The 21,718-nt window shown below is 70.4% G+C and carries 17 protein-coding genes and 4 tRNA genes; 14 read left to right on the forward strand and 7 right to left on the reverse strand.

From position 1 onward, the window contains the following. Window positions 1-12: 12 nt before the first annotated feature. Window positions 13-2,511: an aminopeptidase N gene (pepN, locus tag ACFVR6_RS11600; protein WP_386963019.1), complete on the forward strand. Its 2,499-nt coding sequence runs from the start codon at window positions 13-15 to the stop codon at window positions 2,509-2,511. Between the two features lie 191 nt (window positions 2,512-2,702). On the opposite strand, the gene ACFVR6_RS11605 is transcribed toward pepN, so the two are convergent. The 4 genes from ACFVR6_RS11605 to ACFVR6_RS11620 form a co-directional block, all read right to left on the reverse strand. Further along, window positions 2,703-4,856 carry a 3-hydroxyacyl-CoA dehydrogenase NAD-binding domain-containing protein gene (locus tag ACFVR6_RS11605; RefSeq protein WP_386963022.1) on the reverse strand — a complete coding sequence of 718 codons (2,154 nt, stop codon included), beginning with the start codon at window positions 4,854-4,856 and terminating at the stop codon, window positions 2,703-2,705. Window positions 4,857-4,862: 6 nt separating this feature from the next. Continuing rightward, entirely contained in the window at window positions 4,863-6,068 is a 1,206-nt protein-coding gene (locus ACFVR6_RS11610) for a thiolase family protein (RefSeq protein WP_386963025.1), read from the reverse strand. 73 nt (window positions 6,069-6,141) lie between these two features. Further along, the gene (locus tag ACFVR6_RS11615) at window positions 6,142-7,338 is read right to left on the reverse strand and encodes a ribonuclease D (RefSeq protein WP_386963027.1); all 1,197 of its coding nucleotides are present in this window, start codon (window positions 7,336-7,338) and stop codon (window positions 6,142-6,144) included. Continuing rightward, on the reverse strand, window positions 7,331-7,921 hold the full coding sequence (locus ACFVR6_RS11620) for a DUF3000 domain-containing protein (protein ID WP_386963030.1): 591 nt from the start codon (window positions 7,919-7,921) through the stop codon (window positions 7,331-7,333). Before ACFVR6_RS11620 ends, ACFVR6_RS11615 begins: the two co-directional genes overlap by 8 nt. Before the next feature lie 25 nt (window positions 7,922-7,946). Between ACFVR6_RS11620 and ACFVR6_RS11625 the strand changes: the two genes are divergently transcribed. The 5 genes from ACFVR6_RS11625 (at window position 7,947) to ACFVR6_RS11645 (ending at window position 13,065) form a co-directional block, all read left to right on the forward strand. After that, window positions 7,947-9,170 (forward strand): alpha/beta hydrolase family protein, encoded by a 1,224-nt coding sequence (locus ACFVR6_RS11625; RefSeq protein WP_386963033.1) that lies wholly within the window; start codon window positions 7,947-7,949, stop codon window positions 9,168-9,170. A gap of 40 nt (window positions 9,171-9,210) precedes the next feature. Then, the gene (gene zapE, locus ACFVR6_RS11630) at window positions 9,211-10,239 is read left to right on the forward strand and encodes a cell division protein ZapE (RefSeq protein ID WP_386963036.1); all 1,029 of its coding nucleotides are present in this window, start codon (window positions 9,211-9,213) and stop codon (window positions 10,237-10,239) included. 188 nt (window positions 10,240-10,427) lie between these two features. After that, complete coding sequence (locus ACFVR6_RS11635; protein ID WP_386963040.1) at window positions 10,428-11,654, forward strand: ammonium transporter; 1,227 nt, start codon at window positions 10,428-10,430, stop codon at window positions 11,652-11,654. A gap of 169 nt (window positions 11,655-11,823) precedes the next feature. Then, window positions 11,824-12,342 carry a type II toxin-antitoxin system PemK/MazF family toxin gene (locus ACFVR6_RS11640; protein WP_386963043.1) on the forward strand — a complete coding sequence of 173 codons (519 nt, stop codon included), beginning with the start codon at window positions 11,824-11,826 and terminating at the stop codon, window positions 12,340-12,342. Window positions 12,343-12,588: 246 nt separating this feature from the next. Next, window positions 12,589-13,065, forward strand: a complete 477-nt coding sequence (locus ACFVR6_RS11645; RefSeq protein WP_386963046.1) for a hypothetical protein — start codon at window positions 12,589-12,591, stop codon at window positions 13,063-13,065. A gap of 18 nt (window positions 13,066-13,083) precedes the next feature. Here the strand turns inward: ACFVR6_RS11645 and ACFVR6_RS11650 are convergent. Next, a tRNA-Val gene (locus tag ACFVR6_RS11650) sits at window positions 13,084-13,159 on the reverse strand. A gap of 148 nt (window positions 13,160-13,307) precedes the next feature. On the opposite strand from ACFVR6_RS11650, the gene ACFVR6_RS11655 reads away from it, so the two are divergent. The 8 genes from ACFVR6_RS11655 (at window position 13,308) to ACFVR6_RS11690 (ending at window position 19,502) form a co-directional block, all read left to right on the forward strand. Continuing rightward, window positions 13,308-13,380, forward strand: a tRNA-Gly gene (locus ACFVR6_RS11655). Window positions 13,381-13,435: 55 nt separating this feature from the next. Then, window positions 13,436-13,509: transfer RNA gene (locus ACFVR6_RS11660), tRNA-Cys, on the forward strand. A 24-nt stretch (window positions 13,510-13,533) separates the two neighbouring features. Then, a tRNA-Val gene (locus ACFVR6_RS11665) sits at window positions 13,534-13,605 on the forward strand. A 113-nt stretch (window positions 13,606-13,718) separates the two neighbouring features. Beyond that, entirely contained in the window at window positions 13,719-15,563 is a 1,845-nt protein-coding gene (locus tag ACFVR6_RS11670) for an FUSC family protein (protein WP_386963049.1), read from the forward strand. 71 nt (window positions 15,564-15,634) lie between these two features. Next, window positions 15,635-16,147 (forward strand): glycine cleavage system protein R, encoded by a 513-nt coding sequence (locus tag ACFVR6_RS11675; RefSeq protein WP_386963052.1) that lies wholly within the window; start codon window positions 15,635-15,637, stop codon window positions 16,145-16,147. A 178-nt stretch (window positions 16,148-16,325) separates the two neighbouring features. Then, window positions 16,326-18,317, forward strand: coding sequence for a threonine--tRNA ligase (thrS, locus tag ACFVR6_RS11680; RefSeq protein ID WP_386963055.1), 1,992 nt, complete (start codon window positions 16,326-16,328; stop codon window positions 18,315-18,317). Next, window positions 18,314-18,871, forward strand: coding sequence for an HIT family protein (locus ACFVR6_RS11685; protein WP_386963057.1), 558 nt, complete (start codon window positions 18,314-18,316; stop codon window positions 18,869-18,871). Before thrS ends, ACFVR6_RS11685 begins: the two co-directional genes overlap by 4 nt. A gap of 34 nt (window positions 18,872-18,905) precedes the next feature. Then, a complete protein-coding gene (locus tag ACFVR6_RS11690; protein ID WP_386963060.1) occupies window positions 18,906-19,502 on the forward strand; it encodes a hypothetical protein in 597 nt (198 codons plus the stop codon). A gap of 12 nt (window positions 19,503-19,514) precedes the next feature. On the opposite strand, the gene pdxY is transcribed toward ACFVR6_RS11690, so the two are convergent. Then, on the reverse strand, window positions 19,515-20,366 hold the full coding sequence (pdxY, locus tag ACFVR6_RS11695; protein ID WP_386963063.1) for a pyridoxal kinase PdxY: 852 nt from the start codon (window positions 20,364-20,366) through the stop codon (window positions 19,515-19,517). 16 nt (window positions 20,367-20,382) lie between these two features. Next, entirely contained in the window at window positions 20,383-21,711 is a 1,329-nt protein-coding gene (locus ACFVR6_RS11700) for an aminotransferase class I/II-fold pyridoxal phosphate-dependent enzyme (protein WP_386963788.1), read from the reverse strand. Window positions 21,712-21,718 lie beyond the last annotated feature (7 nt).

Genomic DNA, 21,718 nt, shown 5'->3' on the forward strand with positions numbered 1-21,718 from the left:
AAGCATGGAGGGATGAGCAGCGCCAACCTCGGGCGGGAAGCCACCGCCGCCCGGTCCGCAGACATCACCCTCCACACCGTGCACGTCGAACTCGACGTCACGGGAGCACCGGATGCCGCCGTCACCGGCTTCCCGACGACGAGCGTCCTCCGCTTCGACGCCGCCGATGCGGCGGACCAGACGTGGATCGACTTCATCGGCGAGGCCGTCGAGCAGGTGGAGGTGAACGGGGTCGCGCAGCCGGTGGACTGGGACGGCGCCCGCATCCGGATCCACGACCTGCGGGCGCACAACACGGTGCGCATCGTCGCCCGCGGGGCGTACAGCCGCTCCGGTGAGGGCCTGCACCGGTTCGTCGACCCCGTGGACGGCGCGACCTACCTGTACACCCAGTACGAGCCGGCCGACTCCCGCCGCGTGATGGCCTGCTTCGAACAGCCCGACATGAAGGGGCACTACGCGTTCTCGGTGACCGCGCCCGCGGGGTGGCAGGTGCTGTCGAACCAGCCCGCCGTGACCGTCGCCCCGACCGGCGACGGGCAGCGCGTGGAGTTCGCGCCGACCCCGCCGCTGTCCAGTTACATCACGGCGATCGCCGCGGGCCCCTACCACCGCGTGGACTCCGAGTGGCGGCGCGGCGACCAGACCGTCGCGCTCGGTGTGCTGTGCCGTGCCTCCCTCGCGCAGCACCTCGACGCGGAGGAGATCATCGAGGTCACGCGGCAGGGGCTGGACTTCTTCACGGATGCCTTCGCGTATCCGTACCCGTGGGGCAAGTACGACCAGATCTTCGTGCCGGAGTACAACCTCGGCGCGATGGAGAACCCGGGGCTCGTGACCTTCACGGAGGGCTACGTGTTCCGCGGCGCCGCCACCGTCGCCCAGCGCGAGGGCCGGGCGAACACGATCCTGCACGAGATGGCGCACATGTGGTTCGGCGACCTCGTGACGATGCGCTGGTGGGATGATCTGTGGCTCAAGGAGTCGTTCGCCGACTACATGGGCGCCCATGCAACCGCCGCCGTCACCCGGTTCACCGACGCGTGGGTCACGTTCGCCGCGCGCCGCAAGTCGTGGGCGTATCAGCAGGATCAGCTGCCGACCACCCACCCGATCGTCGCGGACATCCCCGACCTGGAAGCCGCCAAGCTCAACTTCGACGGCATCACCTACGCCAAGGGCGCGGCGGTGCTCAAGCAGCTGGTCGCGTTCGTGGGGGAGGAGGCCTTCTTCGAAGGCGCCCGGCGGTACTTCGCCGCCCACGCGTACGGCAACACGACGCTCGCCGACCTGCTGACACAGCTGGAGGCGGCATCCGGCCGTGACCTGCGCGCCTGGTCGCGCGCGTGGCTGGAGACCACCGGGGTGAGCACCGTGTCGATCGAGCGCGGAGACGGTGAGGTCACGCTCGTGCAGACCGACCCCCGCCCGCACCGGCTCGGTATCGCGGCGTACGCGCTCGAGAACGGGCGCCTGGTGCGCACCGGCAGCGTCGAGGTCGACATCGCCGACGAGCGCACCGCCGTGCCGCTGCCGACGGCCGCCACCGCCGCGCTCCTCCTCCCCAACGAGGGTGATCGCACCTACGCCAAGGCGCGGCTGGATGCGGCATCCCTCGACGCCGTGCAGGCGGCACTGTCGACCATCGATGACGCGCTCACCCGCGGCATCGTGTGGTCGGCGCTGTGGAATGCCGCCCGCGACGGCGAACTGCCGGTGGCCCGCTACCTCGACATCGTGCGCCGTCACGCCCCCGCCGAATCGAACATCGCACTGTTGACCGATGTGCTCGCCAACGCCGCGTTCGCGATCGGTCACTACGTTCCCGAGGCCGACCGCGCCGCGCAGCACGCGGCGTGGCTCGAGGCGACCTGGCAGGCGATGATGGATGCCGCCCCCGGCAGCGGCGCCCAGCTCGCGTGGGCTCGCGCGGTGGGGCAGGCCGCGGCCGACGACGGTTCCCGCGCCGCCGAGCTGCGCGCCCTGCTGACCGGCACGCAGGGACCGCCTGCGGGCCTGGCGCTGGACCCGGAGCTGCGCTGGACGTGGTGGACGGCGCTGGCGACGACGGGCGACGCCGACACGGCGGATGCCGATGCCGAGCTCGCCCGCGACGCGACCGCGACCGGCCGCACCGCCTACATCGAGATGTGCGCGTCCCGGCCCCTCGCCCGAGTGCGCGCGGACGCGTGGCACCGCGCATGGGACGACACGACGCTCACCAACGACCACCTGAGCGCGACGATCGCAGGGATCCGCGCCGGCGGGCGCCGCGATCTCATCGCCCGGTTCGACGCCGACTACTTCGCGCGGCTGCGGCCCACGTGGGACGAGCGCAGCATCGAGATCGCACGGCGTTTGGTGCGGGGCCTGTTCCCGGCATCCGACTCGCTCGCGCCCGTGGACGCGTGGCTGGCCGAGAACGCCGCCGCCCCCGCGGCGCTGCGACGCATCGTCGTCGAGCAGCGTGACCATCTCGCCCGCGACCTGCGGGTGCGCGCGGCGCAGTAGCCCGGCGGCATCCGTCGCGCGCTCCGCCACGACTTCGGAGAAAACCACGACTTCGGACCGAACAGGCCGATCGGCTCCGCGGAACCGGCGATCTCCGAAGTTGCGGCGCGGGGCGCGTCGCCCGGGTGAGGACCGCGCACACACGAAAGGCGGCCCCGAGCCGAAGCCCGGCGCCGCCTTTCGCGTTCGCGTCAGACCGCGGCGATGCCGCGGATCGGCGGGTGGTGGAAAGTGTCGCCGAACACGCGCTCGGACGCACCCTCACGGTCGAGGTAGGGCGAGGCCCCGCCGTCGATGAACGGCCAGCCAGCGCCGAGGATGAGGCACAGGTCGATGTCCTCGACCTCGGGCACGACGCCCTCGTCCAGCATGATGCGGATCTCCTGCGCGAGCCCGTCCTGCACGCGGCGCAGGATCTCGTCCGCCGACGCCGGTGTCGAGCCGATGGCGCCCTTGAGCGCCTTCTCGGCCTGCTTGGTCCACCCGGAGACGCGGCCGCCCTTGTCCTTCTCGACGACGGCATCCAGCTCAGCGAGCGCGTGGAAGTTCTCGTTCGCGTAGAACCGGTCGGGGAAGGCGGTGACCATCGTGTCCTGCACGTGCGCCGCGACCTTCCAGCCCACCAGGTCGATGAGCTGGAACGGCGTCATCGGCAGGCCGATCGGCGCGAACGCCTTCTCGACCGTCATCAGCGGTGTGCCCTCGTAGACCGCGCGCGCCGCCTCGCCCATGACCTTCGCCAGCAGCCGGTTGACGACGAAGCCCGGAGCGTCGGCGGTGAGCACGGCGTTCTTGCCCAGACCCTTGGCGACGACGAACGCCGTCGACAGTGCGGCTTCGGAGGTGTGGGGCGTCTTCACGATCTCGATGAGCGGCATGACCGCCACCGGGTTGAAGAAGTGGAAGCCGACGAGACGCTCGGGGTGGGCGAGCTTCGCGCCGATCTCCTCGACCGACAGCGACGAGGTGTTCGTCGCGAGGATCGCGTCGTCGGCGATGATCTTCTCGATGTCGCCGAAGACCTGCTGCTTGACGCCGACCTCTTCGAACACCGCCTCGATCACGAAGTCGCAGTCGGCGTAGTCGCTCTTGTCGGTCGTACCGCTGACCAGTCCCCGCAGCCGGTTGGCGGCGTCGGCATCCAGCCGTCCCTTCGCCTCGAGCTTGCCGATCTCCTCGCGGATGTACGCCAGGCCCTTGTCGACGCGAGACTGGTCGAGGTCGGTGATGAGCACCGGCACCTGCAGCTTGCGTACGAACAGCAGCGCGAACTGGCTGGCCATGAGCCCGGCACCGATGACGCCGACCTTCGTGACCTTCTTCGCCAGCTGCTTGTCGGGAGCGCCGACCGGGCGCTTGGCGCGCTTCTGCACGAGGTCGAACGCGTACATCGACGCCGCGAACTGGTCGCCGGTCACCAGCTCAGCCAGCGCCTCGTCCTCGCGGGCGAAGCCCTCGGCCTTGGTGCCGCTCTTGGCCTTGTCGAGCAGGTCCAGCGCGACGTACGGCGAACGCGGCACGGTGCCGATCTTGGATTCGAGCATGCCGCGGGCCATCTTGATCGCGATGGGCCACTTCGTGAGGCGCTCCATCTTGCCCGGCTCGTTCTTGCGCTGCACCTTGACCGCACCCGACAGCACGCCGTCGGCCCACCGCAGCGAGTTCTCGAGGTAGTTCGCTGCCGGGAAGATGGCGTCCATGATGCCGAGGTCGAACGCTTGCTGCGGCTTGAGCATGCGGTTCTGCTTCAGCGGGTTGGAGATGACCACTTCGAGGGCGTTCTCGATGCCGATGAGGTTGGGCAGCAGATACGCCCCACCCCAGCCCGGGATGATGCCGAGGAACACCTCGGGCAGCGCCACCGCGGCGGCCGACGCGTCGACCGTGCGGTAGGTGGAGTTCAGCGCGATCTCCAGGCCCCCGCCGAGGGCGAGGCCGTTGACGAACGCGAACGACGGCACGCCCAGGTCGCCGAGCGACCCGATGACCTTGTGTCCGAGCTGGGCGACCAGTCGGGCGTCGTCGATCGAGCCGACGCGGGAGATGTCGGACAGGTCGGCACCGGCGGCCAGGATGTACTGCTTGCCGGTGATGCCGACCGCCTGGATCTCACCCGCGGCGGCACGGGCCTTGAGGCCCGCGAGGGTCTGGCCGAGTTCGGCGAGGGTCGCCGGACCCAGCGTGTTGGGCCGGGTGTGATCGCGCCCGTTGTCGAGCGTGATGAGGGCGAGCACGGCGCCGCTGGGGAGCGTGATGTCGCGCACGGGGGAGTGCGTGATCACCTCGCCGTCGGTGGCGGCGGCGGAGAGGATCGGCGAGAAGTCGATGGATTCGTAGTCGGTCATGTCGCTCTACTTCCGCTTCTTGCCGTCGAAGTGGGGGTTCTCCCAGATGACCGAGCCGCCCTGGCCGAGGCCGACGCACATGGCCGTGAGGCCGTAGCGCACGTCGGGACGCTCGGCGAAGTGCGCGGCGAGCTGGATCATCAGGCGCACCCCGGATGCCGCGAGCGGGTGGCCGACGGCGATCGCGCCGCCCCAGGGGTTCACGCGCGGATCGTCGTCGGCGATGCCGAAGTGATCCAGGAGCGAGATCACCTGGATGGCGAACGCCTCATTCAACTCGAACAGGCCGATGTCGGAGATGTCGAGACCGGCCTTGCGCAGCGCCTTCTCCGTGGAGGGGATCGGGCCGATTCCCATGATCTCCGGCTGCACGCCGGCGAAGGCGAACGAGACGAGCTTCATCTTCGGGGCGAGCCCGAGCTGCTTCACGGCCCCGCCGCCGGCCAGCAGCGACATGGTCGCCCCGTCGGTCAGCGGCGAAGACGTGCCCGCGGTCACCCGGCCGTGCGGGCGGAACGGGGTCTTCAGGTTCGCGAGGTCTTCCATCGTCGTCTGCGGGCGGCGGCCCTCGTCGGCGGTGGCGAGCCCCCAGGCGCCGTCGGCGTCCTTGATCGCGACCGGCACGAGGTCGGGCTGAATCTTTCCGGCGTCGTATGCCGCCTGCAGCTTGTGCTGGCTGAGCATGCCGTACCGGTCGGAGCGCTCCTTGGTGAGGTGCGGGAAGCGGTCGAAGATGCGCTCCGCGGTGACGCCCATGTTCAGAGCCCCCGGGTCGACCATCTTCTCGGCGACGAAACGCGGGTTCGGGTCGGCGTTGGTGCCGATGGGGTGGTGCCCCATGTGCTCCACACCGCCCGCGAGGGCGACGTCGTACATGCCGACGCCGATGGAGCCGGCCATCGTGGTCACGCTCGTCATCGCGCCGGCGCACATGCGGTCGATCGCGAAGCCGGGGACCGTCTGCGGCAGCCCGGCGAGGATGGCGACGGACCGCCCGAGGGTCAGGCCCTGGTCACCGGTCTGGCTGGTCGCGGCGATCGCGACGTCGTCGATGCGGTCGGCGGGAACGAGCGGGTTGCGCTCCATCAGCCCGATGGTCGCCTTGACGGCGAGGTCATCGGATCGGGTGTTCCAGTACATGCCTTTTTCGCCGGCGCGCCCGAACGGGGTTCGCACACCATCGACGAAGAAGACGTCCGAAATCTCGGCCACTCTGCCTCCAATTGTTGGGATCCGCGTCAGCCTAGAAATCGGGCTCTGCGCGGGAGAATCGCTTGGGGCGATCCTACGAAGCCGCTTCGGGCTCGTCGGAGGCCCCTTGCACAGAACGCACAAAAGCGTCGGTGATCACCTGTGCGGTTCGTTCAATCTGCCACGGGCGCGCACCGAGCCCGGCCATCGCGGCGGAGACGGATGCCACGTCGAGCGGCTCCGGCGGCGTCCACGCGAGACGGCGCAGCGAGTCGGGGGTCAGCAGGTTCTCCGTCGGCATGCCCAGCTCCTCCGCGACGCGCTCCACCTCGGGCCGGGCGGCCTTCAGCCGGGCGTCGGCGGCCGGGTTGCGGTCGGCCCAGGCGCGGGGCGGGGGCATGCTGTCGCCGGGGACGCGCTCGGGCGGGAGCGCGGTCTCGGCGCGGCCGGCTTCGATCGCCGCCCACCAGCGGTCCAGCTGGGAGCGGCTCGCACGTCCCGTGAACTCCTTGACCTTCGACAGCTCCTGCTTGCTCGCGGGATCGGCGAGCACCGCCGCGACCAGCGCACGGTCGGGCACGAGGCGGCCGGGGGAGACATCCTGCTCGCGGGCGTACTCCTCGCGCGCGGTCCACAGCGCCCGCGCCACGGCGAGCCCGCGGCGGCCGCGCACCGTATGCAGGCCGCTCAGCCGTCGCCACGGGTCCTCGCGGGGCGGCTTCGGGGCCCGCTCGAGCACCGCCTGGAATTCCTCGGCGGCGAGTTCCACCTTGCCCTGCTCCTCGAGCTCCGCGGCGAGCACGTCGCGCACGTCCACGAGCAGCAGCACGTCCAGCGCGGCGTACTCGAGCCACGCCTGCGGCAGCGGGCGGGTCGACCAGTCGGCGGCGGAGTGCGCCTTGTCCAGCGTGATGCCGAGGGTGTCCTCGACGACGGCGCCGAGACCCACCCGCTCGTGGCCGAGGAGGCGGGAGGCCAGTTCGGTGTCGAAGATCGACGGCGGCTCGAGCCCGATCTCCCGCAGCGACGGCAGATCCTGACTGGCCGCGTGCAGTACCCACTCGACGTCGCCGATCGCCGCCTGCAACGGGGTCATGTCGCCGATGGCGGGCGGGTCGAACAGGAACACCCCGGCATCCCGTCGGAACACCTGCACGAGGTAGGCGCGCTGGGAGTAGCGGAAACCGCTCGCGCGCTCCACATCGACGGCCACGGGGCCGTCACCGGCGGCCAGCGCAGCACAGGCTGCGGCGAGGCCGGCGGCATCCTCGATGACGACGTACTCAGCCACGGGCGCCTCGGCGCGGTCCGAACACAGCAATCTCCTCCGACCCGGGCGGGAGTCCCGCCAGCATGCAAACCAGTTCGCCCCACGCCTGAACGTGCTGGGCGATGTCGCTGGTCGGCGACCACGATGCCCGCAGCTCGATCTGGGCACCGTCACCCTGATCGGCGAGCGTGCCGAAACCCTTCGACAACGTCTTCGTGGCGGTCCCGGATGCCGCGTGGTACTTCGCCCCGCGGGATTCGAGCGCGTCGACCAGCCACGACCAGGCTACGTCAGCCAGCAGCGGGTCGGTGCCGATCTCGGTCTCCAGCGGCGCCTGCGCGAAGCACACGATGCGCCAGGGGCCGTCCCACGAGTCGACGCCCGCGTCGTCGTGCAACAGGATGAACCGGCCCGTCCCGTAAGGGGAGTCCACGCCGTGCTCCTCGGGACGCACGTCACCGGCGAGGGCGATGGCGTCGGGGGCCAGGCCGCCGGGCGCGGGGATCTCTCGCACCACGAAGTCGGAACGGAAGGCGAGGGAGCGCACCCGTTCCGCCACTTCGGCGAACGCGGGCCGCGCCGCCGGAGGCCGCGGGTCATCCACGTCGACAGACTAGAGTGAGCCCACCATGATGGCTTCCAGGCGCGCCGTCTCGCCCGGCGCCTCCCTCACCGCCCCGACGCTCCTGCGCGCACTGATCGTCGCCCTCAGCGCCGCCCTCGTCGGCGTCGCCGGCGCCATGGGCGTGCTGGCCGTGCGCATGGCCCGCCGCGTCGTGACGCCGTCGGGCCGCGTGCCCGACACGACGATCGTCGACCTCGACACCGCGGCGCAGACGATCACGCTCACGCGAACGCCCGACACCGAGCTGCCCGGCCGCTACGGCCTGTTCACGACCGGTACGTCGCCCTACATCAAGCTCGGCTCGGTGCTCTCCGAGGACGACGCCACGGTCAAGCGCAAGCTGCTCACGCACGTGCCCGCCGACGCGCGCCTCGCCCCGGCGGCGGCGTTCAGCGGCTGGTACTACGACGACCCGGCACAGCTGCACCTGCCGTACTCGGTCGAACTCATCGGCGGCCCGCTCGGCCCGTGCCCGGCGTGGCTGTTCCCCGCGGGGGAGCCCGCCGACACGTGGGTGATCCAGGTGCACGGCCGCGGCACGACGCGCGCGGAGTGCCTGCGCGCCGTACCGGTGTTCCACGAGGCCGGCATCACCTCGCTCCTCGTCTCGTACCGCAACGACGGGGAGGGACCGCGCAGCCGCACCGGCACCTACGCCCTCGGTGCGACCGAATGGCGCGACGTGGATGCCGCCGTGGGGTTCGCCCGCCGCAACGGCGCGCGGCGCGTGGTGCTGATGGGCTGGTCGATGGGCGGTGCGATCGTGCTGCAGGTCGAGCTGAATTCGGCCCACCGCGACCTCATCGTCGGGGTCGTGCTGGAGTCTCCGGTGCTGGACTGGCGCATCGTGCTGGGCTACCAGGCCAAGCAGCTGAACGTCCCCGAGCCGGTCACCCAGCTCGCGATCGAGGCGCTGCGCACCGAGTGGGCGACGGCGGTCACCGGCACGGGCGCGCCCATCCCGTTCGACAGGCTCGATGTCGTCGCGCGGGCGGGGGAGCTGCGGCATCCCGTGCTCATCCTCCACAGCGACGACGACGGGTTCGTCCCCTCCGACGCCTCGCACGACCTGGTGGTCGCGCGCCCCGACCTGGTGGAGTTCGAGATCTTCGAGGTGGCCCGCCACACGAAGCTGTGGAACTACGACCAGGACCGCTGGAACCGCCGCATCCTCACGTGGCTGCGCACGCACGGTTTCACCGCCGCCGAGGCCCCCGCGCGCGACTGAGCGCGACCGCGCTGCCGCGGCGCGACTACGATCGACACACATGACGACCACCGGCACGGGCATCGTGCGTCTCAGCGAACGCCAGCCCCACGTGACGGGCGACGAGATGATCGCCTCGCTCGTGCCGCCGCCGCAGTTCGACGGTGCCACGTTCGACACGTACCGCGCCGATGCCGCCTACCCGTCGCAGCAGGAAGCGAAGGAGACGCTCACCGCGTTCGCCGGCGGCGGCGCCCCCGCAGCACGCGGCGGACTGTTCCGCCGCGCGAAGAAGGCCCCCGACCTCAAGCCCGGCGTCTACCTCGACGGCGGCTTCGGCGTCGGCAAGACCCACCTGCTGGCGGCGATCTACCACGCGCTGCCCGCCCGCCGGAAGTACTTCGGCTCGTTCATCGAGTACACCGCGCTCGTCGGCGCGATCGGGTACCAGAAGACCGTCGAACTGTTCCGCGGCGCGGAGTTGCTGTGCATCGACGAGTTCGAACTCGACGACCCGGGCGACACGATGGTGATGACCCGGCTGCTGGGGGAGCTCGTGGCATCCGGCACACGTCTGGCCGCCACATCGAACACCCCGCCCAACGCGCTCGGCGAGGGTCGTTTCGCCGCGCAGGACTTCCTCCGCGAGATCCACGCGATGTCCGCGAGCTTCCAGACGCTGCGCATCGACGGCACCGACTACCGTCAGCGCGCCGTCGACGGCCACGCCGTGGTGCTCGGCGAGGACGAGTACGCACGGGCGCTGGCGGATGCCGCGGCATCCGCTGCCGCCTCCGACGACGAGTTCGCGGCGGTCGTCGCCCACCTCGCGACCGTCCACCCGTCGCGCTACATCCGCCTCCTCGACGGACTCTCGGCGATCGGGCTGCGCGAGGTGACCCAGCTGGACGACCAGTCCGCCGCGCTGCGGTTCGTCGCGTTCGTCGACCGCGCGTACGACGCACAGATCCCGATCCGCGCGACCGGCGTCGCCCTCGATCAGGTGTTCGGGGACGAGATGCTCGCCGGCGGGTACCGCAAGAAGTACCTGCGCGCCATCTCCCGCCTGGTGGCCCTCACCCACTCCTGAGCGTTCCGGCAGGAGGCTCCCGGCGGCGCGAAACGTGATGTTTACGCCGGATGCCACCACGTAACGAACGCGAAACACGACCTGCACGTTGACAGAAACGGCGCCTGGCGAAACTGGGCGAACACGAAGCGGCCACCCGTACCCATCCGCGACGTGTCCCTGTCACTGATCAATGTGAGGTAACACCTATGGACGCACCCGGCAACATCGCCTGGGGGATCATGGCCACCGCGCTCGTGCTATTCATGACGCCCGGTGTCGCCTTCTTCTACGGCGGTCTGGTCAAGGCCAAGAGTGTCGTCAGCATGATGATGATGAGCTTCGGAGCGCTCGGCCTCATCAGCGTGCTGTGGATTCTCTACGGCTTCAACATGAGCGCGGTCGGCAGCCCGTGGGAGTTCGCCGGCAACCCCTTCAGCGACTTCGCGCTGAGCGGCCTCGCCAGCGGTGACGACGCGAACACCTCGCTCATCGGCGTCGCCTACGGCTCGACGTTCGCCATCATCACCGTCGCCCTCATCTCCGGCGCGATCGCCGACCGGGCCAAGTTCGGCTCGTGGATGCTGTTCGCGGGCCTCTGGGCCACCATCGTCTACTTCCCGGTCGCGGCCTGGGTCTGGGGCGGCGGCTGGATCTTCAACCTCGGCTCGAGCATGGGCTTCGGCACGGAGGTCATCGACTATGCCGGTGGCACCGCGGTGCACATCAACGCCGGTGCGGCGGCTCTGGCCCTCGCCCTGGTGCTCGGCAAGCGCATCGGCTTCCAGAAGGGCATCCACAAGCCGCACAACGTGCCGCTGGTGCTCCTGGGCGCGGCGATCCTCTGGTTCGGCTGGTTCGGCTTCAACGCCGGCGCCGAGTGGCTGTCGGAGGACATGGGCGGAGTCGGTCTCATCGGCATCAACACGATCGGCGCGACCGCTGCGGCCGTGCTCGGCTGGGTCATCGTCGAGAAGCTCAAGGACGGCAAGGCCACCTCGATCGGCGCCGCCTCGGGTGCCGTCGCCGGCCTCGTCGCCATCACCCCGGCCTGCGCCAACCTGACGCCCGGCTGGGCGCTGCTCCTCGGCATCATCGCCGGTGCCGCCTGCGCCATGGCGATCGAGCTGAAGTGGAAGCTCGGCTTCGACGACTCGCTCGACGTCGTCGGCATCCACCTCGTCGGTGGCCTCATCGGCACCATCTACCTCGGCTTCTTCGCCACCGAGACCGGCCTGTTCGTCGGCGGCAACGCCGAGCAGCTGATCATCCAGGTGATCGCGGCGCTGGGCGTGCTGGTGTACTCCTTCCTGATCGCCGGCATCCTCGGCTTCGCGATCCAGAAGACCCTCGGATTCCGCATCAAGAACGAAGACGAGATCGCCGGCGTCGACACCGTCGTACACGGCGAAGAGGGCTACGCCCTGGTCGACTGACCGGGTCCGCCCACACAGCACGCAGAGGGCGTCGCGGCTTCGGCCACGGCGCCCTCTGTCGCGTGCGCACCCGGCGCCCCTCGCCCGTCGCCCGATACGCGCCCCGAACCCGCACCCCCGGGCGCCATACCTCCGATACGCGCCCCGAACGGGGGGATAGGGTGGCGCGATGGGCACCCGCGGCATCCTCCGGCGGCTCGTCTCGCTGTTGCGGCCGACGAGGCGATCCACCCAGCCGAGCCGGGCGGCCGACGACTCGCCCGGCCGCTCCGGTGCGACAGCGACGGTGCAGCTCGCGCCGCCGGCATCCGGCGCGTTGCGCATCGCCTACGCGCCCGCCAGTGACGGCCGCCCCGACGGTGGCGAGGTCGTGTGGACCTGGGTGCCGTATGCCGAGGGTGACGGCCGCGGCAAGGACCGCCCGGTGCTCGTGATCGCCCGACAGGATGCCGACCGGGTGTACGCGGTGAAGCTCACCAGCCAGCCGCGTGACGGTGGTCGCGATCACGTGCCGATCGGCGCGGGGGAGTGGGATTCGAAGGGTCGCCCGTCCTGGGCCGACATCGACCAGCTCTACAGCGTGCACGCCGCCGGGATGCGACGCGAGGCATCCGCCGTCGATCGCCGCGTGTTCGCGCGGGTCGCCGAGGCGTTGCGCCAGCGGCACGGCTACACGCCGGCCCGATGACGCGCGCTTTCCGCGCCTGACGGCGCCGGTACTTCGGAGAACGACCGTACATCGGAGCCCGGAAACGTTCCGGCCCCGAAGAAGCGGCGATCTCCGAAGAAGTGGCGTGCCGGTACGGGCGCACCCACGCACGCGACGCCCGCGGACGTCCTCAGCCGACGGCGGACGTCACGCCGGTGATCAACGCCGCGATGATCGTCGCCCGACCGCTGCGGCGATCATGATCGCCACGGATAGGGTGTGGCGATGACACGATCGCGCTCCGGTACCACAGCGCTGTGGGCCATCGCCTCCGTGCTCACCGTCGGTGGATTGGCAGGGATCGTCCTCACGCGCAACGCCTGGGGGCCATGCGTGCCCGACGAGTCGAGCGCGACCTGTCTCGAGGTGATGGACGGGCCGCCTCACCTTCCGGTCCTCCAGCTGTTCTGGATGGCGGCTTTCGCGCTGTCGCTCTGGGCCGCCGGTCTGGCTCAGACCCGCGCCGGTCGCACCCTGGCGTGGTCGGCGACGGCTCTCGTGGCGATCATGAACCCCTTCACCGAGTACCTGGTCTGGCTCGGGATCGCCGGCGGCCACTGGGACGTCCCGCCGGGGACGGGATACACCCAGGCGCTGGGCTTCGTCGTCGCGGGACTGCTGGTCGCCCTGTCCGCGCGCGTCCGCCGTCCACGTCGCACCGGCATGGCAATGAAAAGGCCCCGGTCACTCGCTTCCGAGTGATTCCGGGGCTTCCCTGGTTGGTGGGCGATACCAGACTCGAACTGATGACCTCTTCCGTGTGAAGGAAGCGCGCTACCAACTGCGCCAATCGCCCGTCGCCCCGAGGGGCCTCAACGAGCATACCGGATGCCGGGGCGGGCTTCGAACCAACAGGGCGAGACACGCGCGGGGCGCGCGTGGTTTTGCACTCGGCTCAGAGTCGGCTAAAGTCATTCAAGTGCCGGAGCGATCCGGTACGGAATGCGGATGTAGCGCAGTTGGTAGCGCACAACCTTGCCAAGGTTGGGGTCGCGAGTTCGAGTCTCGTCATCCGCTCGAGTGTACGGATTCTCTTCTGGGGGAATCCATGGCACGTGGGGTCAAACCACACGGTGGCGTGGCCGAGCGGCTAGGCACCGGCCTGCAAAGCCGTTTACACGGGTTCGAATCCCGTCGCCACCTCCACTCAGAACTCAACAGCCCTTACGGGCGCGATTGGCGCAGCGGTAGCGCGCTTCCCTGACACGGAAGAGGTCACTGGTTCGATCCCAGTATCGCGCACAGACAGAAGAGCCCCGCGAGGGGCTTTTCTTGTTTCTGCGCTGCGGTGTCGCTGTCCCGCAGACCGCGTGCACCTTCTGGTGGTCCCGGCGCTCGGGCCCTACCGTCAAGCCATGAACGAGCCCCGCAAGCTCAGACGACGCTCTGCGACCAGCGCCCCGACTCGCACGCGCCCGAAGGGCAGCCCTCTGCTCATCGTGTTGATGATCATCGTGGTGCTTCCCTCAGTTCTCCTCGCCGATGCCTGGGGGGCCGGTGCCGCGGGGATCATGGGCGGTCTCACCGGCATGTTCTCCCTCGTGGTGTTCATGGGCGGCCCGCTGCGTGCCGATCTCCGCGTCGCCGTGGTCATGGGCCCGATCCTGATCTTCGCTGCGGCGGTCCCTCGCCTCGTGGCCGAGGCGTCGCGTCCTGCGGCGATGGCGCTCGTGGTCGTGCTCACGTTCGTCGCCGCGCTCCTTCCGGTGATCGGCCCACGCTTCGGCAACGCCGGGATGGGGCTCGGGATGGCCACCATGTTCGGCTACGGGTACGCGCCGACGGGCGGGGCAGATCACCAGCAGGTGATCGCCGCGGCCATCGCGGGCGTCGTCGTGGCCCTCGTGCTGCGCATTCTCATGGGCATCTCCGATCCGTCCAAACCCACCCGGGAGCAGATCGCCGCGGTGCTCACCGCCGACGATCCGAGCGCGGCCACGGCCACGGCGTTCGGCACCTGGCTCACCGATCGCAGGCAGCGCTGGCTCGCGGATGCGCTCGAGGCAGCGTCGCGCTATCGCCTCGCACTGCGCACCGCACAGGCGACGGGGGCGGTCAGCGCCCACGACGCCGCGGCACTGCACGGGCGGGCCCAGACGCTGGCGGAAGCGCTGAAGGCCAAGCCCGGCCGCGACACGTCCCTCCAGGCATCGGCATCGGCGGCGGCACCCGGCGCGGGAGATGCTTCCGTCGCCGACGCGACGCGTGCCCTGGACGCGGTCGAGCAGGCCATCCGCGGGCACGACACCACCCCCGTCCAGCTCGATCGCGATCGGCGCCACCAACTCGGCGACGCCGTGCTGCATCCCTCGGCCAGGCTGCAGTCCATCCAGGTGCGGCATGCGCTGCGCGCGGCGCTCGCGGTGCTGCTGATGCTCGTGATCACCTCAGGGCTGGAGCCGGGCGATCCGCTGGTGTCCACCGCGCTGCTCACCACCTTCAGCATCCTCCAGGCCAGCTGGAGCGACACCGCGACGAAGACGCGCAACAAGATCATCGGTGTCGTCGCCGGCTCGCTCACGGTCGCGGTGGTCCTGCTGGTCGTGCCGCACGAGTACCTGGTCGCGGTCGCTGCCGTCGCCCTGTGCCTGGGACTGTGGTTCATCGTCACCCGTCCGGCACTGGGCGGCGCGTTCATGGTCATCGTCAGCGTCGGATTCAATTCCGTCACGAGGGATCTCGACCCGGTCACCCTCCTGCTGCAGTACGTGGGCCTCACGGCGAGCGCCGTGCTGGTCGGCGTCGGGTTCGGGTTCGTGGTGATCCCGGCGTTCCGGCCCGCGCCGCTGCGGAACCGGATCGAGGCCGCGACTGCGGCCACCGTTGCCGCGCTGCGCATCGCGCCCGGTCGCACGGGTCGGCCGACGCCCGACGAGATCAAAGTGTTCCGCGACGCCGCGCGCACGCAGGACGAGCTGGTGCCGGACCGCGAGAAGCTCGATGACCGGCAACGCGCCGAGCTCGACGCGTTGCGCACCGGGCTGCGCGACCTGACAGTTCTGGCGGATGCCACTCCGCTGGGCGCCCAGGAGGCGGAGCAGGTGATCCAGGCGCTGAGCCGCGACGGCGGCGGCCGCACCGAGCGGCCCGGCACCGCGCCGGAGGGATCCGGCGCGGCATCCTCGACGCTGTGGGACCTGGCGCAGCGCGCAGGATCCGCCGAGGAATACCTGCTCCAGACGCTGCCCGCCCGCACCTGAGCCGTCTCGGGGCCCCGACCTGCGGCGCCCCAGCCCCACCGCGCCGCATGCGGCGGGGCTAGGCTCGCCGCATGGCCCACCTCGTGCTCACCTTCGTCGGCGATGACCGTGCAGGTCTCGTGCAGACCCTCGCCGACACCGTCGCCGCCCACGGCGGCAACTGGGAGCGCAGCGAAATGGCCGAGCTCGCCGGCGCGTTCGCCGGCATCGCGCTCGTCTCCGTCGCCGACGACCGGGTCGACCAGCTCCGCACCGCCCTCGACGGCCTCGGCGGCCTCCTGCGCGTCACCACCCACACGAGTGCCGCGCCGCACCCCGCAGCCACGCGGCATGTGACCGTCACGGTGCTCGGCAACGACCGCCCCGGCATCGTGCGCGATGTCACCGGCACGCTCGCGGCGCGGGGCCTCAGCATCGACAGCCTCACCAGCCGCACCCTCGACGCACCGATGGCCGGTGGCACGCTGTTCGAAGCCACGGTCGCCGTCCGGGTGCCCGGCGACCTCGACACGACCACGATCACGAGCGACCTGGAGCGCCTTGCGGGGGAGATCCAGGTCGACCTCACCGTCACCGACTCGTGACGCACGTCGCCGACGGCCGGCAGCCGACTAGAATCATCCGCATGGAACTGAGCCGGACGACCGCTGCGATCGTCGTCGCGGCCACCGGCACGCGAACGCTTCACGCCTGAGCGGGCGGGGCGCCTGGCGCCCGAAGCTGAGCATCGATTGTTCCGAGCCACCTTCTGGAGAAGTTCCTGTGACTGACGTGTCGTACCCCGTCGACGGTTTCGCCCTGTTCCCCGATCGTTCCGTCGTGGCGCTGCGCGTCAACGGCGAGCTGAAAGACCTCGCGACGGTGGTGTCGGACACCGACACCGTCGAGCCGGTCTACGTCGACAGCCCCGAGGGCCTGTCGATCCTGCGCCACTCCACGGCGCACGTGCTCGCCCAGGCGGTGCAGCGCATCAAGCCGCAGGCCAACCTCGGCATCGGCCCGCCCATCGAGAACGGCTTCTACTACGACTTCGGCGTCGACGAGCCGTTCACCCCCGAGGACGTCAAGGCCATCAAGAAGGAGATGGAGCGCATCGTCCGCGAGAACCAGCGCTTCGTCCGGCGCGTGGTCACCGAGGACGAGGCGCGCGCCGAACTCGTCGACGAGCCGTTCAAGCTCGAACTGATCGACCTCAAGGGCGGATCGAAGGATGCCGCGGAGGGCGCCTCCGTCGAGGTGGGCGCCGGCGAGCTGACGATCTACGACAACGTCAGCCGCGACGGCGAGACCGTCTGGAAGGACCTCTGCCGCGGCCCGCACGTGCCCGGCACCCGCATGGTCGGCAACGGCTGGGACCTCACCCGCATCGCCGGGGCGTACTGGCGCGGCAGCGAGAAGAACCCGCAGCTGCAGCGCATCTACGGCACCGCCTGGCCCACGAAGGATGAGCTGCGCGCGTACCAGCAGCGTCTCGAGGAGGCCGCCAAGCGCGACCACCGCAAGCTCGGCAAGGAGCTGGACCTGTTCTCGTTCCCCGACGAGATCGGCTCGGGACTGTCGGTGTGGCATCCGAAGGGCGGTGTCATCCGCGGCGAGATGGAGCAGCACGCCCGCCGACGCCACATCGAGGGCGGCTACACGTACGTCTACACCCCGCACATCTCCAAGGAAGACCTCTTCCTGCAGTCCAACCACCTCGTCACCTACCGCGAGGGCATGTTCCCGCCCATCCGCATGGACGAGGAGCGCGACGCGGACGGGCACATCACCAAGCAGGGCCAGGACTACTACCTCAAGCCCATGAACTGCCCGATGCACATCCTCATCTACAAGGAGCGGGCGCGCAGCTACCGCGACCTGCCGATGCGGCTGGCCGAGAACGGCACCGTCTACCGCAACGAGCTCTCGGGGGCCCTCCACGGCCTCACCCGCGTGCGCGGCTTCACGCAGGACGACTCGCACCTGTTCGTCACGCCCGACCAGCTCGAGACCGAGACCACCCGGGTGCTGGAGTTCGTGCTCTCGATGCTGCGCGATTTCGGCCTGACCGACTTCGAGCTCGAGCTGTCGATGCGCGATGACGAGAAGGACAAGTGGATCGGCTCCGAGGAGTTCTGGGAGTACTCCACCAACGCCCTCCGCAACGTCGCCCACTCGAGCGGCCTGAAGGTCACGGAGGTCCCCGGCGAAGCCGCGTTCTACGGGCCGAAGATCGACCTCAAGACGCGCGACGCCATCGGGCGCACCTGGCAGCTGTCGACCGTGCAGGTCGACGTCAACCTGCCGGAGCGCTTCGACCTGGAGTACACCGGCCCCGACGGCGAGAAGCACCGCCCGATCATGATCCACCGGGCACTGTTCGGCTCGATCGAGCGGTTCTTCGCGATCCTGCTCGAGCACTACGCCGGCGCCTTCCCGGTGTGGCTGGCTCCCGTGCAGGTGGTGGGCATCCCGGTGGCCGCCGACTTCGGCGACTACCTCGACGGCATCATCGACCAGCTGCGGCTGCAGGGCGTGCGCGCCGAGGTCGACCACTCCGACGACCGCATGCAGAAGAAGATCCGCACGCACACCACCCAGAAGGTGCCGCTGCAGCTGATCGCGGGGGAGCAGGACCGCTCTGCCGGCACGGTGTCGTTCCGCTTCCGCGACGGTACGCAGACCAACGGCGTCCCGGTCGACGACGCGATCGCCCTCGTGCTGCGCGCCATCGCCGAGCGCACCCTCATCAACACGGCCGAGGACCTGGCGTGAGCGACGAGGAACTCGTCGACGCGGCGACCCTTGCCGGGGTGCCCGACGAGTTCCAGCGGCTGTGGACCCCGCACCGGATGGCCTACATCCACGCGGGCGCCGACGCCATGCGGGCGCACTGCCCATTCTGCGCCGCGCCGGAGAAGTCCGACGAAGACGGTCTCATCGTGCACCGCGGGCGCACCGCCTACGTGCTGCTGAACCTCTTCCCGTACAACTCCGGCCACCTGCTGGTGTGCCCGTACCGCCATGTGGCGACCTACGACCAGGCGACCGACGAAGAGGTGGCCGAGATCGCCGCCCTCACCCAGACGGGCATGCGCGTGCTGCGGCAGACGGCGCGCTGCGACGGGTTCAACATCGGCATGAACCAGGGCGCCGTGGCCGGGGCGGGCGTGGACGAGCACCTCCACCAGCACATCGTGCCGCGATGGGCCACCGACGCGAACTTCTTCCCGATCATCGCGAAGACCAAGGCCCTGCCCCAGTTGCTGGGCGAGGTACGCGAGGCGGTATCCACAGCGTGGCGACGGGAGATCGGCGAAGCCCAGTAGCCTGACGGGACATCCCCGAGAGGAAACCGCTTTCATGAAATCCACCCGCGCACTGGCGACCGTCTCCGCCGCACTGTTGGCCCTGTCGCTCACCGCCTGCGCCTCCTACCCCACCGAGGGCGCCCAGCGTGTCGATCAGGGCGGCGACACGGCCCCCGATCCGGCGGCGACACCGGACGAGGGGACGACCGTGGAGGAGACCGAGACGGACGCCGAGGCCGATGAGTTCGCCGCCGCATTCGCCGAGCGCGACGCGTTCTTCGTCGCGCAGCAGCAGCCGCTGGACGGCTCGTCCCTCGTGGCGAAGACACCCGAGCAGCTGGCGCTGGTCGCCGAGCAGCGGGCGTACGTCGAATCGCAGGGCGGCGCGTGGTCCGCGGAGGCGGAGACGCTGACCCTGGCCCTCACGCTCGATGCGTGCGAGACGTCGATCCTCAACGGCCACAACGTGGATGTGGATGTGTTCCGGACGCACGTCACCACATCGCCGCTCATCGCGGCCGTCTCCGGCGGCGACCCCGCCACGATCGACGGCGCCGTGAGCATCATGGTGTTCGGCACCGGCTTCATCTGCCCCGACGACGCCGCGCAGTGGGATGCCGCGTGGACGGAGTCCGGCGGCGTCTACTGAGCCATCCCCGGCTCAGCGCACCTGCCGCACGTCGAACTGCAGGCGCGGCTCGGCGTAGAAATCCTGCGCCTCGATGAGGGCGAGCTCCCGCTTGCCGGATTCGTGGGTCAGTCGCAGCAGGTCGTAGACGCTGGAGGTCGTGCGCGCGAGGGCGTCGGCGGCGCTGCCGGTGCGCCGGTAGTGGGCGGTGAACAGCGCGGCGGTGACGTCGCCCGACCCGTTCGCCTTCATCGGCAGCAGCGGCGTCTGCACGATCCACGCGCCGGCGTCGTCGACCACCAGCATCTCGATCGTGCCTTCGGGGCGGTCGGGTCGCTCGACGCTGGTCACCAGGACCGTCCGTGGCCCCATCGCACGCGCGCGATCCGCGGCATCCAGGGTCTCGTCGATCGTCGCAGGCTCGGTGCCGGTGAGAAAGCCCAGCTCGAATTGGTTGGGGGTGATGATGTCAGCCACCGGCACCACCTTCTCGCGCAGCAGCACCGGGATGCTGGGGGCGACGAAGCAGCCCGACTTGGCGTTGCCCATCACGGGATCGCACGCGTACACGGCATCCGGATTGGCCGCCTTGACCCGCGCGACGGTGTCGATGACGACCTGACCGATGCCTTCGCCGCCCTGGTAGCCCGACAGCACCACGTCGATGTCGGCGAAGGCGCCGCGCTCCTCGATCCCGATGATCACCTCGCGGACGTCGTCGGGCGAGATGAGCGGTCCGCGCCAGGCGCCGTAGCCGGTGTGGTTGGAGAAGTTCACGGTGTACACCGGCAGCACCTCCACCCCGATGCGCTGCAGCGGAAAGACGGCCGCGGAGTTGCCGACGTGCCCGTAGGCGACGGCGGACTGGATCGACAGGATGTTCACGGCAGGGGACCTTCTCTCATCGGGTGGCCGTCGCCCGGACGGCGGCGGCGATGTCGGCGGCGAGGGATTCCGCTTCGGCATCGGACAGGGTGTGCACGGTCAGACGCAGCCGGTGCGCAGCGCTCTGGTCGGCCAGGACGAATTCGTCTCCGGGGCGGGCGAGCCAGCCACGGCGCATGAGCTGCTCGGTGACCGCGCGCGCGGGAACGCCCACGTCGACCCACAGGCTCAGGCCGTCGCCGGCCGCGCAGGCGACGCCGTGCGCGGTGAGACGCTCGGCGAACGCGCGGTTGCGTGCGAGGTAGTGCTCGCCGGCGCCGTCGATGCCCGCCAGCACGTCGGGGTCGGTGACGAGCGCGACGGTGAGCCGCTGCAGCAGGTGACTCACCCAGGTGCTCCCGGGGCTCAGCCGCATGGCGAGCCGGTCGGCGGTGTCGGGGTCGCTCGCGGTGATCGCCAGGCACATGTCGGGGCCGAGGGACTTCGAGACCGACCGCACCAGCGCCCAGCGCCGGTGCGACGGACCGACGATCGAGTGGTAGGGCTGGCGGGTGAGCATGGCGGAGTGGTCGTCGATGATCACGAGCACGTGCGGATGCCCGTCGAGCACGTCCCGTAGCTGCTGGGCACGGCGGGCCGTCAGGCTCACTCCGGTGGGGTTCTGCGCCCGTGGGGTGCAGATGACGGCACGCACGCCCTCTTCCAGCGCGGCGCGGAGGCCGGCGACGGTCATGCCCTCCGCGTCGACCGGAACCGCGACGGGGCGGTAGCCGCCCAGGCGCACGGTGCGGATGCTGGAGAGGAAGCAGGGATCTTCGAGGGCGACGGCGTCGTCTCGCGTCAGCGCCTGGGCCAGCAGCCGCTCCATTGCATCGACGGCACCGCCGGTGACCGTGATGCGCGCCGCGCGTGGATCGGCGACGTCGGGGGCCACCCAGTCGTGCGCCCAGCGCTCCAGGTCGGGGTCGATGACCGGTTCGCCGTAGAGCACCGGTCGGCCGGCGAGCGAGGCGAGGGCGCGGGAGAGGTCGGGGATGAGCGCGGGGTCGGGGTTGCCGTCGCCGACATCGCGCAGCACGCTGTTCTGCGCGTAACCCTCCGCCGGCATGGGGCCCGGCGCCGTGACCCGCGTTCCGCCGCGACCGAGCGTGACGACGAGACCGGCCTGGCCGAGCAGGCGGTAGGCGGCGACGACGGTGTTGCGGTTGACACCCAGCCGGTCGGCGAGGGCGCGCACCGAGGGGAGGAGGTCGCCGGGGGAGAGCCGGCCGCTGTCGACGAGGTCGCGCACGCTGTCGGCGATCTCGGCCGCGGAGGCACCGGTGATGGCCTCGTCCGCTCTCATGTCATCC

It is taken from the genome of Microbacterium sp. NPDC058021 (genome assembly GCF_042885955.1).
Taxonomy (GTDB): domain Bacteria; phylum Actinomycetota; class Actinomycetes; order Actinomycetales; family Microbacteriaceae; genus Microbacterium.